This is a genomic window from uncultured Sphingomonas sp. (assembly GCF_934560975.1).
Classification (GTDB): domain Bacteria; phylum Pseudomonadota; class Alphaproteobacteria; order Sphingomonadales; family Sphingomonadaceae; genus Sphingomonas_I.
In genome coordinates this window covers 1-15093 of the sequence record NZ_CAKTFO010000037.1, presented here as the reverse complement: position 1 = coordinate 15093, position 15093 = coordinate 1, and the positions used below count along the sequence as shown (strand labels likewise).

Genomic DNA, 15093 nt, shown 5'->3' with positions numbered 1-15093 from the left:
CGACCCGTTCGCGCCCCTCCTCGTCCAGCGCGTCGACCTTGTTCCAGACTTCCATGATCGCGGCGCCCTCGTCCTCGCCATCCTCCCGGTCGGGTCCGACGCCGATCTCCCGCAGGACGGCCAGCACGTCGGCGCGCTGCGCCTCACTGTCGGGATGGGCGATGTCGCGGACGTGGAGGATCAGGTCGGCCGCCGTTACCTCCTCCAGCGTGGCGCGAAAGGCTGCCACCAATTGGGTCGGCAGATCGGACACGAAACCCACCGTGTCGGACAGGATCACCTTGTCCAGACCCGGCAACGACACTTGCCGCATGGTCGGATCAAGCGTCGCGAACAGCAGGTTTTCCGCCATCACGTCGGCGCCGGTCAGGCGATTGAACAGGGTCGACTTGCCGGCATTGGTATAGCCGACCAAAGCCACCACCGGCCACGGCGCGCGTTCGCGGCGGGCGCGGTGCAGGCCGCGTGTCTTGCGCACCTGTTCCAGCTCGCGCCGGATCTTGGCCATGCGGTCGCGGATCATGCGCCGATCGGCCTCGATCTGGGTTTCGCCCGGGCCGCCCAGAAAACCGAAGCCACCACGCTGCCGCTCCAGGTGGGTCCAGGACCGCACCAGCCGCCCCGCCTGATAGTCGAGATGGGCAAGCTCCACCTGCAGCCGGCCCTCCGCCGTGGCGGCGCGTTCACCGAAGATCTCCAGGATCAGGCCGGTCCGATCGATCACCTTGGCCTCGGTCGCCTTTTCCAGATTCTGCTGCTGGACGGGCGTCAGGCCGGCATCGACCACGATCAGTTCGGCATCATGCATCCGCGCGGCGGTGGCGATCTGTTCGACCTGACCCGAACCGAACAGGGTCGCGGGCTTGGGCGCGCGCAGGCGAAATGCCATCCTGTCGCACACGTCCAGCCCGATTGCGCCCGCCAGCCCGGCCGCCTCTTCCAGCCGCGCGTCCGTGTCGCGCAAGCCGTTGCTCAATTCCGGCAAGGCAATCACCGCGCGTGCGCCGTGCCGAACCTCATCCGCCTGTTCGCGTGTAAAACCACTCATGACATGAATATGGGGAGGAAAGCGGGCGCTTTCACCCCGCTACATCCTCCCCCTCTTCCCCGCTCATCAGGTTCAGGGGGTGCATCGGTTGCACGGTGGAGATGGCGTGCTTGTAGACCAGCTGGCTCATCCCGTCGCGACGCAGCAGCATGCAGAACAAGTCATAGGCCGCGATCTCGCCCTGAAGCATCACGCCGTTGACCAGGAACATCGTCACCGGATCCTGGCTCTTGCGCACCGCCGCCAGGAAGATTTCCTGCAGGAGCTGCGACTTGCGCTCCTCCACCGCATTCTCGATCTCGGTCAGGTCGATCGTGTGCGCGGGCATGACGGTGGAGATGGCATGCTTGTAGATCAGCTGGCTCTGCCCGTCCCGCCGCAGCAGCACCGAGAAATTATCAAACCACGTGATGATTCCCTGCAACTTCACGCCTTTGACCAGGAACATGGTCACCGGCGTCTTCGACTTGCGAAGCGAGTTGAGGAAGATGTCCTGCAGATTGTTGGTCTTGTCCGCCATCATCACTGGCCTTCTATTGGCGGGTCATGGCCCGCGCTGCGCCGTTCACGGCGTCGTGCGCCCCCGCCCGATACGGGGACGCATCAATCTATGCATGTGCGTGGCATCGCACAAGCCGCCCGTGATCATCGGCGCCAAGTATAACGACGCTCATTCCTCCTCGCCGCGCGGGTCAGCCAGCCCCAGGCTCTTGAGCTTGCGGTGAAGTGCCGAGCGTTCCATCCCGATAAAGGTCGCGGTGCGGCTGATGTTGCCGGAAAAGCGGCGGATCTGGACGCGGAGATATTCGCGCTCGAACGTCTCGCGCGCTTCCCGCAACGGGGTGCCCATGATCGCCTGCGCGGCATTGCCGGGCACGATGTCCGCCTGCCCGCTCAGCAATTCGGGCGGCAGCATGTCGGCATCGATTCGGCCGATGCGCGACGCCGGGGCGAGGATGATGGTCCGCTCGATCACATTGCGGAGCTGGCGGACATTGCCTGGCCAGTCGAACGCTTGGAGGGCGGCGATCGCCTCCGTGCTGATGTCGGGGGTCGGCACGCGCCGTTCGGCGGCATAGCGCGCGGCGAAGTGGGCGGCGAGCAGCGGCACGTCTTCGCGCCGTTGCTCCAGCGGGGGCAATTGCACCGGCACGACGTTGAGCCGGTAGTAGAGATCCTCCCGGAACCGCCCCGCTTCGATCTCGGCGGTAAGGTCGCGGGCGGTGGCGGAAACAACCCGGACGTCGACCTTGACGGTGCGGGTTCCGCCCACGCGGGTGAAGCTCTGGTCGGTCAGGACGCGCAGGATCTTGGCCTGGGCCGACATCGGCATGTCGGCGATCTCGTCCAGGAACAGGGTTCCGCCATGCGCCTGTTCGAGCAGGCCGGGGCGGATCAGCTGGCTGCCCTCCTCTACCCCGAACAATTCCTCTTCCACCCGCTCCGGCGTCATGCGCGCGGCCGAGACGACCACAAAGGCCGCCCGCTCGCGCGGGCTCCAGTTGTGAAGCAGCCGGGCCGCGACTTCCTTGCCGGCGCCGGCCGGGCCCGCGATCAGCACGCGGCTGCCGGTGCCGGCGACCCGTTTCAGCGTCGCGCGCACCTGATTGATCGCCTGGCTGGTGCCGGTGAGTTCGTCATCGCGGCCGACCTGCGCGCGCAGGCTCTCATTCTCGCGCCGCAGCCGGTCCGTCTCGGTCGCCCGCGCCACCAGATGCAGCAGGCGCGAGCTTTCGAACGGCTTTTCGATGAAGTCGAACGCACCCTGCCGGACCGCCGCCACCGCCGTGTCGATATTGCCGTGCCCGGAAAAGACGATCACCGGCAGGCTGGGATCGCGCTTCTTGACCTCGCTCAGCAAGGCCAGGCCGTCCAGCCGCGATCCTTGCAGCCACACATCCAGCAGCAGCAGGCTGGGCCGCCGTTCGCTGAGTGCCGCCAGCGCCGCGTCGGCATTGCCCGCGGTGCGCGGGTGATAGCCTTCGTCTTCGAGCACACCCGCCACCAGTTCGCGGATGTCGGCTTCATCGTCCACCACCAGAATGTCGAGCGGCATCGTGTCAGGCTCTCCCCAGCTTGGCTGTAACGAGCACGCGTTCCTCGTCCGCCGGATCATCCTCGGCGAGCCGTTCAAGCGCGGCAGTGTCGAAATCGAGATGGACGATCGCCCCGCCGCCCGGCCGGTCGGCGAACTGCATCGATCCGTGATGCTCCTCGACGATCCGGCGGACGATGGCGAGGCCCAGGCCCGTGCCCTTGGCCCGCGTCGTCATGTAAGGTTCGGTCAGGCGGTCGCGCTCGGGCGGCAGGCCGACGCCGTCATCCGCGACGTCGATCGTCAGGCGCTCGCGTTCGCGGGCGATGGACAGGGTAATGGCGCCCGCAACCGCATCCTCGCCCCGCCCCTCGATCGCCTCCACCGCATTCTTGACGAGGTTGGTGAGCGCCTGCCCCATCTGTCGCCGGTCGCATACAACCATCTGTGGTCCCGCCGGATCGACAAGGGTGAAGCGGATGCCGGGATGCGCCACCTCATGCAGGAACAGAACCTGCCGCGCCACCTCCGTCAGGTTTTCGGTGCGGAAAGTCGGCTTGGGCATCCGCGCGAAGGACGAGAATTCATCGATCATGCGTCGGATATCGCCCACCTGCCGAACGATGGTGGAAACCAGCCGGCCGAACGTGCCGCTGTCGTCTTCGATGTCCTGGCCATAGCGGCGTTGCAGCCGCTCTGCCGCAAGCTGGATCGGGGTCAGCGGGTTCTTGATCTCGTGCGCGATCCGCCGGGCGACGTCGGCCCAGGCCGCGCGTCGCTGGTCATTCAACTGCTGGGTGATATCGTCAAAGGTCAGCACATGGCCGTTCTGCGTAACGACAATGGTGACGGCCAGGGTACGGGGGTCCCCCTCCACCCCGATATGGACCACCGCCTCGGGTTCGCTCTGGTCGAGCAGCCGGTCCAGTTCGGGCGCGACATCCTCCAGCGGGCGGCCGATGGGGTCGATATCCGTAGTGCGCAGCAGGGCGCGGGCGGATACGTTGACCAGGGTCACCACCCGCTCGGGATCGACCGAGACGACGCCGGCCGAAACGCCCGACAGCACCGCCTCCGTAAAGGCGCGGCGGCTTTCCAGGGCCCCGGTCTGCTCCTGCAACCGGCGGGTCATGCGGTTGAAGGCGGCGGCGAGCGTACCGACCTCGTCATGCTTGTTGGGAGCGGGCACGCGCGCGGCGAGATCCCCGCCGGCCACGCGCCGTGCCGCGCCGACCAAGTCCCCGATCGGGCGCACCAGGCGATCGGCGACCCGGAACGCGACCCAGATCGCCAGTGCGACGATCAGCAGCGACACCAAGAACAGCGCCGCATTGAACTGGAACTGCAGCACCCGCGCCCGCTCGGTCAGCGAGCGATAGTCCGCCAGGGCGCCATTCGCCCGCCCGGCCTGGGCCAGCACCTCCGGATCGGCTCGGCGCTGGATCCATAGAAAGGTATTGGTCGCCCGGTCGAACTGGATCACGGATTCAAGGTGGAAGTGCATCACCCGACTGTGAGGCTTGCCATCCTTCAGTTGCGGCAGCAGCAAGCGTTGCAGGCGCTGCTCCAGCGAACGCCGGTCGAGATTGGCACCCCATATCAGCTGTTCGCTGCCGTCGGGCACGACCCGGATCACCGCCGCCTGGTCGAGCTTGCGATAATAGACCTGGCTGGCAAAATACGTATCCCACCGCGGATCGTCGGGCTGGGCAAGCGCCAGCGCGTTCAGCAGGTCGCCGCGCATTGCGACATTGTCGTCCTGCAGGCTGGCCTTGTGCTCGGCAATGTAGGTCTGCGCGACGCGATCGGCGTTGGTCAGCACCACCTTGGCCCGATCCGAAAACCAGAATTGCACGCCATATTGGAACAGCAGCGAAGCGAAGATCACGACCAAAAGGGTCGGAAACGCCGCCAGCATCGAGAACAGCGTGACCAGCCGCGCATGCAGGCCGCCGCGCCGCCCCAGCGGCGTTCGCTCCGACCGGCCGCGCGCCATGCGCTGCGCCACCAGCACCAGCAGGCCCATCGCCGGCATCAGATTGGCGACCAGCAACAACGCCACCACCGCCGGGCTGAGCGGCCGCAGCGTGCCACCGGTCTGTTGCAAGACGAGGGCGGTGGCAGCGATCATGCCAACCATCACCAGCAGCACCAGCAGCTCGCTGAAGCGGCGAATGATGCCACCGCGCCAGACCATGGCCAACCGCCGCCGCCAGCGCGGTTTGCGGAAGGTCCGGTCGGTCACGTTCGACGCCATCGTGACCTGGCTACCACGCTCCCGTTGCAGGGGGAACACAGGAGTTGCATAAAAACGCGAATATCAGTCGCTCTGCCGGACTGCCGGACCCACGCCTAGGTCGGTCAGCTTCTTGCGAAGCGTGTTGCGGTTGATCCCCAGCAGGCGCGCGGCCTTCAATTGGTTGCCCTGCACCGCCGCGAGCGACAGTTTCAGCAAGGGCCGCTCCACCTCCGCGATGATGCGGTCGTACAATCCATCGGGCGGCAGCCTGGTGCCATGGTCGGCAAAGTGGCGGGCGAGATGCTGCTCGATGGCATCTCCAAGCCCTGCATCCGGCGGCATGGCCTCGACCGGTGCTGGCAGGACCGGATCAGCCATCTTCTGCTCGACCATGGCTGCCGTGATGACGCTTTCGCGGGTCAGCGCGGCCAGCCTGCGCATCAGGTTTTCCAGCTCGCGGACGTTGCCGGGCCAGCCATGCCGCTCCAGCCCGAGAACCGCCGATGCATCCAGTTGCTTTCGCGGAAGGCCATCGGCGGCGGCGCGATCCAGGAAGTGACGCGCCAGTTCACCCACGTCCGTGCCCCGCTCGCGCAGCGGCGGCAGCCGCACCGGCACGACGTTGAGCCGGTAATAGAGGTCCTCGCGGAACTGCCCGTCCACGATCAGGCGGGACAGGTCCTGGTGGGTGGCGGCGATGATGCGGACGTCGGCACGGATGCCACGCGCGCTGCCCACCGGCGAAAACTCGCCCGATTGGAGGACGCGCAGCAGCCGGGTCTGCGCCTCCATCGGCATGTCGCCGATCTCGTCCAGGAACAGGGTTCCGCCCTGCGCCTGTTCGAACCGGCCGGCACTGCGCTGGGCAGCCCCGGTGAAGGCGCCGCGCTCGTGGCCGAACAGCTCGCTCTCGATCAGCTCGCGCGGGATGGCGGCCATGTTGACGGCGACGAACGGGGCGTCCCGACGCGGTCCGAAATCGTGGACGGCGCGCGCCACAAGTTCCTTGCCGGTTCCGGACTCGCCCAGTACCAACACGGTGAGGTCGTTGGAGACGACGCGCGCAATGGTGCGATACACCTCCTGCATCGGCGGCGATCGCCCGATCAGCGGCAGGTCGTCCGCCGCCTCCGGCTCGGCGACCGGGGCCGGCGCGGGCTCGCGATCCAGAGCGTCCTGCACCGCCTGTGCCAGTTCGGCCAGGTCGAACGGCTTGGGCAGATAGTCGAACGCCCCCTGCTCCGTGGCCCGCAAGGCCGTCGTGAAGGTGTTCTGCGCCGACAGGACGATGATCGGCATGCGCGGATGCTGCTCGGCAATTTCCGGCACCACGTCCAGACCGTTGCCGTCGGGCAGCACCACGTCCGTCACCAGCACCTGCGGCCGGAACGCGATCAACTGACGCCGTAGTTCGGCAACGCTGCCGGCCGTTTCGACAACATGGCCCGCCCGGCGAAGCGCCTCGCGCACCACCGTACGGATCGCCGCATCGTCGTCCGTCACCAGAATGCGCCCGCCCATCTCTATGTCCTCGCCGCGCGGGGCAGCAACAGGCGGAACACGGTGCGGTCCGCGCCCCCGTCGCGCGCTTCCCGCGCATATTCGACCATGCCGCCCTGATCGGCGACCAGCTTTTCGACCAGCGCCAGCCCCAAGCCCCGCCCGCTGCGCTTGGAGCTGACAAAGGGATCAAACAGATGTTCCGCGATTTCCGGCGGTGCGCCGGGCCCGTCATCGATCACGCACACCTCGATCGGCAGCGATCGACGCCCATCGCCGCGATCGGTCAGCACCCGCATGCCGTGGCGATAGGCCGTGGTCAGCGTGACCGTGCCGCCGTTCGGCTCGACCGCCTCCGCCGCATTCTTCAGAAGGTTTATCAGGATCTGGATCAGGCTGTCGCGGTGACCCAGCACTGACGGCAGCGAAGGATCATATTTCTCGCGGATGGTCACGCCCGATCCGAAGCCCTGCTCCGAAACGGCGCGTGCATGTCCCAGGATAGCGTGGATATTCTGTGCGGTCAGCTCCAGCGGACGGGTATCGGTAAACCCTTCCATCCGGTCGATCAGCGCCGCTACGCGATCCACCTCGTCGCAGATCAGCCGCGTCAGCACCTGGCCATTGTCGTCGATGCTGGATTCCAGCAGTTGCGCCGCCCCACGAATGCCCGACAGCGGATTCTTGATTTCATGCGCCAGCATCGCGGCGGCCCCGGCGGCGGTCAGTCCCGCGCCGGCGCGGCGCGCGATCGGACCCGCGCTGGGCCGAGGATGGATCGCGACCTGCCGCCAACCCGGCCAGTTCGGCAGGGGTGCCACGACCAGGTCGCCCTTGAGCGCGCGGTGATGCGGCAGCATGATGTCGAGGTCGTAGGCGACGAACGGCGTCTCGCTCGGCATCGTTTTCAGGTGGTGGCCGGTCGCTTCCGCGATGGTCATGCCCGCCATGGCCGTGCGCGACAGGTTCATCAGCGCCTCCGCCGCCGCGTTCGCGTCCACGATCACGCCTTGTTCGTCCAGGACGAGCAAGGGCGTCGGCAGCGCGGTCAGCAGGGCGTCGGCAGGCACCCGCTGCCCCGCCCCCTTGCCGCCCGGCGGGTTTATGCGGCCGCCCTGGTCGTCCACGGCGCGTAGAAGTCCTGCAACATCGCCAGGACGAGGTCCGGGTCGGCAATCTGGTTCACACGGTTTCTGAACTCGGCCGATCCGGGCAGCCCCTTGGTATACCAGCCGAGATGCTTGCGCGCCATGTTGACGCCCACATCCTTGCCATAGAGGCTCAGCATATCGTGATAATGGTCGATCATCGTACGATATTGTTCGGCAACCGACGGATCGGGCACTTGGTCGCCACTATCCAGCCAGCGCATGATCTGCGCCAGCAGCCAGGGCCGGCCATAGCTGCCGCGCCCGATCATGACGCCATCGGCACCCGATTGCTCCAGCGCCGTGTCGGCATCCTCGACCGAGAGTATGTCGCCGTTTACGATCACCGGGATCGACACCGCATCCTTGACGCGGCGCACGAACGCCCAATCCGCCGATCCCTTGTACATCTGGCAGCGGGTGCGACCGTGAACGGTGATCATCTGGATACCAAGATCCTGGGCGATGCGCGCCAGTTCGGGGGCGTTGAGGCTTTGATGATCCCAGCCCATGCGCATCTTGAGCGTCACCGGCACCTTCACCGCCTTCACCGTCGCCGCAATCAGCTCGGCGGCAAGCTTGGGCTTGGCCATCAGGGCCGAGCCGGCGTCGCCGTTCACCACCTTGCGAACCGGGCAGCCCATGTTGATGTCGACGATCGCGGCGCCCTTGTCCTCCGCCAGCCGCGCTGCCTCCCCCATCTGCTCCGGCTCGCACCCGACCAGCTGCATGGAAACTGGATCCTCGATAGGATCCCACAAGGCCTTCTGGATCGACTGGCGCGTCTCGCGGATCGCCGCCTGGCTGGCGATCATCTCCGTGACGTTGAGGCCGGAGCCATAGCCGCGCACCACCCGTCGGAACGGCAGGTCGCTGACGCCGGTCATGGGCGCCAGGATCACCGGCGTGGCGATGGTGACATTTCCGATGGTGAGGGGCTTCAGCCGGGACACGCTCTACTGCCTAAAAAACAAGCAGCGTCTACAGGCTCAACCCGCTTTCCGCAATCGCCTGCGTCCAGCGGCGCGCCGCCGAGTCGTCGGTGCAGCGCGGCTCGACCCAGGCGGTGCGGCCGTCCACGAAACGCTCGCGCTTCCAGAACGGGGCTTCGGTCTTCAGACGATCTATCAGGAATGTGCAGGCATCCAACGCCTCGCCACGGTGGCGCGCGGCGGTGCCCACCATCACGATCGCCTCGCCCGGCGTCATCGGTCCATGACGGTGCACCACCACGGCACCCAGCAGGCTCCAGCGCGCGATCGCCTCCTCCACCAAACTTCTGATCACGTTCTCGGTCATGCCGGGATGATGTTCGAGCAGCAATTCGACCAACCCGCCGTCGCCACGGACAAGGCCGGTGAAGCTGGCCACGCCACCGCCGCCGAGCGCCTCCAACGGCTTCAGCAATGCACCGCTGTCGAACGGATCCTCCTGGACCGAGACGTGGATCATCCGCCGGTTACCGGAGGAAAGAGCGAGACTTCGCGCGCGCCGGTGATGGCGGTGCCGAGCGGCGCATAATGCCCGTCAATCGCCGCGCGCAGGCGGGTGCGGTCGGCCAGCGCGGCGGCATGGGCGTCGCTCCGCGCGGACAGCCAGGTGATCAGCTCATCCAGCGTGGTGACGCCGGCGGGTATGCCGACCCGCTCCTCGCCGGTCCCGATCCGTTCGCGCAGCCACGCGAAATAGAGAATGGTCAGCGTCACGTCAGTCCATATGCTTGAGGCCGACGCGAAGGTAATCCCATCCCGTCACCAGGGTCAGGCCGGCCGCCGCCCACAGGCTGAACAGGCCGACCCATGCGACCCACACCTGCGTCGGCACCGCGCCCGCGAAGATCAACGCGCCGAGCGACACCAGCTGAAACGTCGTCTTCCACTTCGCCAACTGGCTGACTGGAAGCGACACGCGCAATTGGGCCAGGAACTCGCGCAGCCCCGACACCGCAATCTCCCGCAGCAGGATGATAAGCGCGGCGATCACCGCCGGGCCATCGATGGCACGGGTGAACACCAGCATCACGATCACCGTGGCGACCATGATCTTGTCGGCGATGGGATCGAGAAAGATGCCCAGCTTGGACACCGCGCCCTGCGCACGTGCAAGGTAGCCGTCGAAATAATCGGTGACTCCGACCAGCACATAGAGGCCGAAAGCGAACCAATAGTCGCGGGTGGAAGGATGCCATAGCAGCAGCACCATGACCGGCATGGCGATGATGCGCGACAGCGTCAGAAGGTTGGGCAGCGTCAGCATGCGATGGTGAGCCTAGCGGGGTTCGGCGTGGAATGGGAGAGGCTGTACGCGTTCATGCACGATCACCGGCTTTCCATGGTACAGCGTTTCCCGATACGGCCGAAAGCCATGCTTCGCCGCCACGCGGAGCGAGGGGTGGTTGTCCGGCGCGATGATGCACACCTGGCGCGCATTGCCGACCTTGCCTTCGTGCCAGGCGATCGCGGCCGTGATCGCCTCCGACGCATAGCCCTGCCCGGCCGCCCATGCCGCCATGATCCATGCAGCCTCGGGTGCCGGATCGAAATCGCCGCCCAGGTCCCGGCCGAAATGCATCAGGCCCGCTTCCCCGGCGAGTCGTCCCGTCGCTGTCTCCTCCACTGCAAACACACCATAGCCGAACAGCCGCCAATGGCCGACATAACGCAGGATGCGCAGCCAATTCTCCTCCGCACTCTGCGGCTGCCCGCTGATGAAACGCATGGTTTCCGGGTCGGCGGTGATGGCGCAGCGAGCAGCGTGATCGCCCGCGACATGGATGCGTAGCCGCAGCCGGGCGGTCTCGATCACCGGCGCCAAGGTTGCCCCATCCCGCTCCATATTCCCGTCCCCTCCGATCATGGTTGGAGTTGCATGCCCTTCTCGGCTATGGGGCCTGCCCGTGACGATTTCCATCAACAAGGGCGCCGCCCCGCAATGACGCCCTCCATGGGCCTGTTGGGCAAGAGGCGCTTCCTGCCATTGTTTGCTACCCAGTTCCTGGGTGCGTTCAATGATAACCTGTTCAAACAGGCCATGATTCTGTTCGCCACCTATTCGATCTATTCGGATCCGAAAAAGGAGGCGGCATTCAACGCCATTGCCACCGGCCTGTTCATCCTGCCATTCTTTCTGCTGTCGGCCTTGTCCGGTCAGCTGGCGGACAGCTACGACAAGGCCCGCATCGTCCGCACGGTGAAGACCGCGGAGATGGGCATCATGCTGGTCGGGGCCGCCGGTCTGATACTTGCATCGGTACCGCTGATGCTGACGGCGGTGCTTGCGATGGGGGTGCATTCCACCTTCTTCGGCCCGATCAAATATGCGATCCTGCCCCAGCACCTGCATGAGGACGAGGTGCTCGGCGGAACCGGCCTGGTCGAAGCCGGCACCTATATCGCGATTCTCGGCGGGACGATCCTGGCGGGGCTGATCGATGCCAAGTTGACTGCCATCATGGTGCTGGCGGTTGCCGGCGTGGGTTGGTGGACCGCGCGCGAGATCCCGGCTGCCCCGCCCCCCGGCGAGCGGCCGGCCATCGACCATCATGTGGTGCGCGCTTCTGTCCGCCTGGTGTCCGCGACGTTGCATATTCCGCGTCTGTTTCTGGCAATCCTGTCGATCAGCTTCTTCTGGATGATCGGTTCGGTACTGATCGTGCAGTTCCCGCCGCTGGTGAAGAACATCTTCACCGCCGACCAGCAGGTCGCCAGCCTGTTCCTGGCCATCTTCTCCGTAGGGGTCGCGATCGGTTCCGTCCTGATCAACCGCCTGCTCGCGGGACGGGTGTCTGCCCGCTACGCCCCGGCATCGGTGATCGCCATGGGCGGCTTCGTGCTGTTGATGGCGAATGCGGCGCGGACTTGGGCGCCATCTACCGACGGCACCTATTTCACGCTGGCGGAATTCGTGCGACATCCGGGCGCCCCGCTGGTCAGCGTGGCCCTGCTGGGTGTCGCGGTGACGGGCGGGATGTTCGTGGTTCCGCTCTATGCCTTTCTCACCACCACGGTGGAGAAAGACCATACCGCCCGTACCGTGGCCGCGAACAACATCGTCAATTCGGGCGCGATGGTGATCGGCGCGGTGATGGCGATCGGGATGGCGTCGCTGGGCGTGACGGTGATCAACACGCTGGCGAGCGTGGCCGTATTGTGCGTCGGCGCGGCGGCGCTGTCGTGGCGGCTTCACCGGGCATGCGGGGCGCATTGCTGATCGATTGAATAAGCGATCCGGGACGAGTTCAACCGATCAGAAGGACGATCGCCAGGAACCCGCATAGCCACGCACGCAGGAACAGGCGGGCCTCCGCGGACGTCATGGCCATCCAAAACGCCCGCGAAACCTGATTACCGCCGGAGATCAGGTCGCGCTCGGCTTCGTGTCCGGACCGGTTTCTGCCTTGCCGCCATGCTCCGCCACGGCTGCCACGATCCGCTTGCGATTGAGCAACGCAGCCGCACCCGCCGCGATGGCACCGAGAACCCCGGCGCCCAACGCGACCTGACGCGCGCTCACCTGGGGTGCGGCATCCTTGACCGAGTTTGCGGCGCGGGTCGCCGCGGCCTTGGTCCGGGTTGCCGCCTTGGCCGCGCTGGTCTTGCGTTCGGCAGGCTTGCGGGCAGTCGCGCGCCGCTTGGGCCCGGGCGCTTCACCTGCATCCTTGGTTTGCGGTGCCGGTCGGGCCGCTGCCTTGGGGGCCGCCTTCCGCTTGGGCGTGGCCGTGCTGCTGTCCGGGCGCCGGCGCGTCGTCTTCGCCTTGTTGGTGGTGCCCGCGTCGGTGGCGGTGCCGTCAACGTCCGTATCGGCCATGCAACTTCTCCCTGAGGGTTCGATCCTGAACCGTCCTGTTGACGAACGGTTCCGAAACGATCCGTGGAAGACGATCATGCTTGATCACTGCTTATTGTCGGCTATTGTTAGCGCTAACAGATACCCGCTTCCACGCCGATGCGGGACCTTCGTCTTGCGATGCATGGCGTCTTCCATGCACATGCCGGGCGAAAATGATAATCCACCAGGAGGGATGCATGGCTGTTACCAACGCAGGGCGCCTCGCGCTTGCTCTCACCCTATCCGCGCTGCCCGTCGCCTGTAGTGGTGACCGGGATGCGGCTCACAACGAAGCGGCCGCCGCCGATGCGCCGGTCCGCCCGGCCGTTCCCGCGCGATCGCCCGATGGGCGCGCTTACCTGTCGCAGCCTTTGGTGACGGAGATCTACACCGCCGATCCATCCGCCCATGTGTTCGACGGCAAGATCTACGTCTACCCCTCGCACGACGTCGCGACCGACATTCCGGACGACGATCTCGGCAACCAATATGCCATGCACGATTATCGCGTCCTGGAAATGGATCGGGTCGGCGCGCCGGTAAAGGTAGGCCCCGTGGCGCTCGACGTGAAGGATGTGCCCTGGGCGTCGCAGCAGATGTGGGCGCCCGACGCGGCGTACCGGAACGGCACCTACTACCTGTTCTTCCCGGCACGGGACAAGTCCAAGGACAAGAACGGTCTGGGCGCGTTCAAGATCGGGGTCGCCACCTCCGGCAATCCAATGGGCCCGTTCAAGGCCGAAGCGCAGCCGATCAAGGGCTCCTTCTCGATGGATCCGGCCGTATTCACCGACGATGACGGCACGGCCTACATGTATTTCGGCGGCATCTGGGGCGGGCAGCTTCAGCGTTGGAAGAATGGCGAATATGATCCGAACGGCTCGGACACCGACCTGAAGCAGGACAGCCAGCCGGCCTTGTCGGGCCAGGTCGTAAAGCTCAGCGCCGACCTCAAGCAATTCGCGGAAAAGCCGCGCGACGCGGTGATCCTGGATGACAAGGGCAAGCCCGTCCTAGGCGGAGACCATGACCGGCGCTTCTTCGAGGCGTCCTGGGTCTTCAAAAAGGACGGAAAATACTACTACACCTATTCGACCGGCGACACGCATTTCGTGAACTATGCCGTCGGCACGAACCCCTATGGCCCCTTCACCTACAAGGGCCACATCCTGAATCCGGTGCAGGGCTGGACGACCCATCACTCGATCATCCAGCATAATGGCAAGTGGTGGCTGTTCTATGCGGACACGCAATTGTCCAACAAGAACCACCTGCGCAGCGCCAAGGCGACCGAGTTGACGTTCAATCCGGACGGCACGATCCGGACGATCGATCCCTTCACCAAGTGACGAGCAGGCGGGCGACCGCCTCTCCCCTCCAGCATAAGAGGTCGTATGTTTCTGGGCATCGACATCGGCACGTCCGGCGTGAAGGCCGTGGTAATCGCACCCGACGGCAGCGTGGCCGGCCAGGGTACGGCCGCGCTCACCGTATCCCGTCCGCATCCCCTTTGGTCGGAACAGGCGCCGGAGGATTGGTGGGCGGCCACCAGCTCTGCTGTCCGGGCCATCGACCCCGCCGTCCGTAGGGCGGTGCGCGGCATCGGCCTCGCCGGGCAGATGCATGGCGCCACCCTGCTGGGAAGCGATGACAAGCCCCTGCGCCCGGCCATTCTGTGGAATGACGGCCGCTCATATGCCGAGTGCGAGGAATTGGAGGCTGCCGCCGACTTCCACGGTATCGGCGCCAACCTTGTCATGCCGGGCTTCACCGCACCCAAGCTCGCCTGGGTGCGCAAGCACGAGCCCGCGATCTTCGACAAGGTCCGCACCATCCTGCTGCCCAAGGATTATGTCCGGCTGCGGATGACGGGCAACAAGGCGTCCGACATGTCGGACAGCGCCGGCACGCTGTGGCTGGACGTCGCCCGCCGCGACTGGAGCGGCGACCTGCTCGCCGCCACCGGTCTGACCCGCGAACAGATGCCGTCGCTGCATGAAGGCTCGGCCGTCACCGGAACGCTCCGCCGCGACGTGGCGGAGCAGTGGGGGATGGACCCGGTTCGGGTGGTCGGCGGCGGCGGCGATAATGCCGCCGGTGCGATCGGCGTCGGCGTGGTTTCGGACGGCGACGCGCTGCTGTCGCTCGGCACGTCTGGCGTGATCTTCGTGGCGACCGATGCTCTGCGCCCCAATCCCGCCCGCGCGGTCCATGCCTTTTGCCATGCCCTGCCCGATATGTGGCACCAGATGGCGGTGCACCTGAGCGCCGCCGCCTGCATCGACTGGGTGGCGAA

At 66.1% G+C, this 15093-nt stretch carries 15 protein-coding genes; 3 read left to right on the top strand and 12 right to left on the bottom strand.

Annotated features, from left to right (window positions below; genetic code table 11):
• The 11 genes from hflX to Q0D93_RS14665 form a co-directional block, all read right to left on the bottom strand.
• On the bottom strand, positions 1–1048 hold a 1048-nt coding region (hflX, locus tag Q0D93_RS14715), incomplete at its 3' end, for a GTPase HflX (protein ID WP_294395718.1).
• A gap of 31 nt (positions 1049–1079) precedes the next feature.
• The gene (gene hfq, locus Q0D93_RS14710; RefSeq protein ID WP_294395721.1) at positions 1080–1568 is read right to left on the bottom strand and encodes an RNA chaperone Hfq; all 489 of its coding nucleotides are present in this window, start codon (positions 1566–1568) and stop codon (positions 1080–1082) included.
• A gap of 150 nt (positions 1569–1718) precedes the next feature.
• Entirely contained in the window at positions 1719–3104 is a 1386-nt protein-coding gene (locus Q0D93_RS14705; protein WP_294395717.1) for a sigma-54 dependent transcriptional regulator, read from the bottom strand.
• 4 nt (positions 3105–3108) lie between these two features.
• Positions 3109–5328 carry an ATP-binding protein gene (locus tag Q0D93_RS14700; RefSeq protein WP_294395715.1) on the bottom strand — a complete coding sequence of 740 codons (2220 nt, stop codon included), beginning with the start codon at positions 5326–5328 and terminating at the stop codon, positions 3109–3111.
• A gap of 75 nt (positions 5329–5403) precedes the next feature.
• Entirely contained in the window at positions 5404–6843 is a 1440-nt protein-coding gene (ntrC, locus tag Q0D93_RS14695; protein ID WP_294395713.1) for a nitrogen regulation protein NR(I), read from the bottom strand.
• A gap of 2 nt (positions 6844–6845) precedes the next feature.
• A complete protein-coding gene (locus Q0D93_RS14690) occupies positions 6846–7949 on the bottom strand; it encodes an ATP-binding protein (protein ID WP_294395711.1) in 1104 nt (367 codons plus the stop codon).
• Complete coding sequence (dusB, locus tag Q0D93_RS14685) at positions 7925–8923, bottom strand: tRNA dihydrouridine synthase DusB (RefSeq protein WP_294395709.1); 999 nt, start codon at positions 8921–8923, stop codon at positions 7925–7927. Before dusB ends, Q0D93_RS14690 begins: the two co-directional genes overlap by 25 nt.
• Before the next feature lie 28 nt (positions 8924–8951).
• Positions 8952–9422 carry a molybdenum cofactor biosynthesis protein MoaE gene (locus Q0D93_RS14680; protein ID WP_294395706.1) on the bottom strand — a complete coding sequence of 157 codons (471 nt, stop codon included), beginning with the start codon at positions 9420–9422 and terminating at the stop codon, positions 8952–8954.
• Positions 9419–9676: a molybdopterin converting factor subunit 1 gene (gene moaD, locus Q0D93_RS14675; RefSeq protein ID WP_294395704.1), complete on the bottom strand. Its 258-nt coding sequence runs from the start codon at positions 9674–9676 to the stop codon at positions 9419–9421. Before moaD ends, Q0D93_RS14680 begins: the two co-directional genes overlap by 4 nt.
• Position 9677: 1 nt before the next feature.
• The gene (gene pgsA, locus Q0D93_RS14670; RefSeq protein ID WP_294395703.1) at positions 9678–10226 is read right to left on the bottom strand and encodes a CDP-diacylglycerol--glycerol-3-phosphate 3-phosphatidyltransferase; all 549 of its coding nucleotides are present in this window, start codon (positions 10224–10226) and stop codon (positions 9678–9680) included.
• A 12-nt stretch (positions 10227–10238) separates the two neighbouring features.
• Positions 10239–10826, bottom strand: coding sequence for a GNAT family N-acetyltransferase (locus Q0D93_RS14665; protein ID WP_294395701.1), 588 nt, complete (start codon positions 10824–10826; stop codon positions 10239–10241).
• A gap of 75 nt (positions 10827–10901) precedes the next feature.
• Between Q0D93_RS14665 and Q0D93_RS14660 the strand changes: the two genes are divergently transcribed.
• Positions 10902–12179 carry an MFS transporter gene (locus tag Q0D93_RS14660; RefSeq protein ID WP_294395698.1) on the top strand — a complete coding sequence of 426 codons (1278 nt, stop codon included), beginning with the start codon at positions 10902–10904 and terminating at the stop codon, positions 12177–12179.
• Positions 12180–12326: 147 nt separating this feature from the next.
• Here the strand turns inward: Q0D93_RS14660 and Q0D93_RS14655 are convergent, their stop codons facing one another.
• Positions 12327–12776: a hypothetical protein gene (locus tag Q0D93_RS14655; protein WP_294395696.1), complete on the bottom strand. Its 450-nt coding sequence runs from the start codon at positions 12774–12776 to the stop codon at positions 12327–12329.
• Between the two features lie 218 nt (positions 12777–12994).
• On the opposite strand from Q0D93_RS14655, the gene Q0D93_RS14650 reads away from it, so the two are divergent.
• Together Q0D93_RS14650 and xylB are read left to right on the top strand one after the other, a co-directional pair.
• Positions 12995–14146, top strand: coding sequence for a glycoside hydrolase family 43 protein (locus Q0D93_RS14650; protein WP_294395693.1), 1152 nt, complete (start codon positions 12995–12997; stop codon positions 14144–14146).
• 45 nt (positions 14147–14191) lie between these two features.
• Positions 14192–15093, top strand: a 902-nt coding sequence (xylB, locus tag Q0D93_RS14645; protein ID WP_294395690.1) for a xylulokinase, incomplete at its 3' end; no start/stop codon positions are given.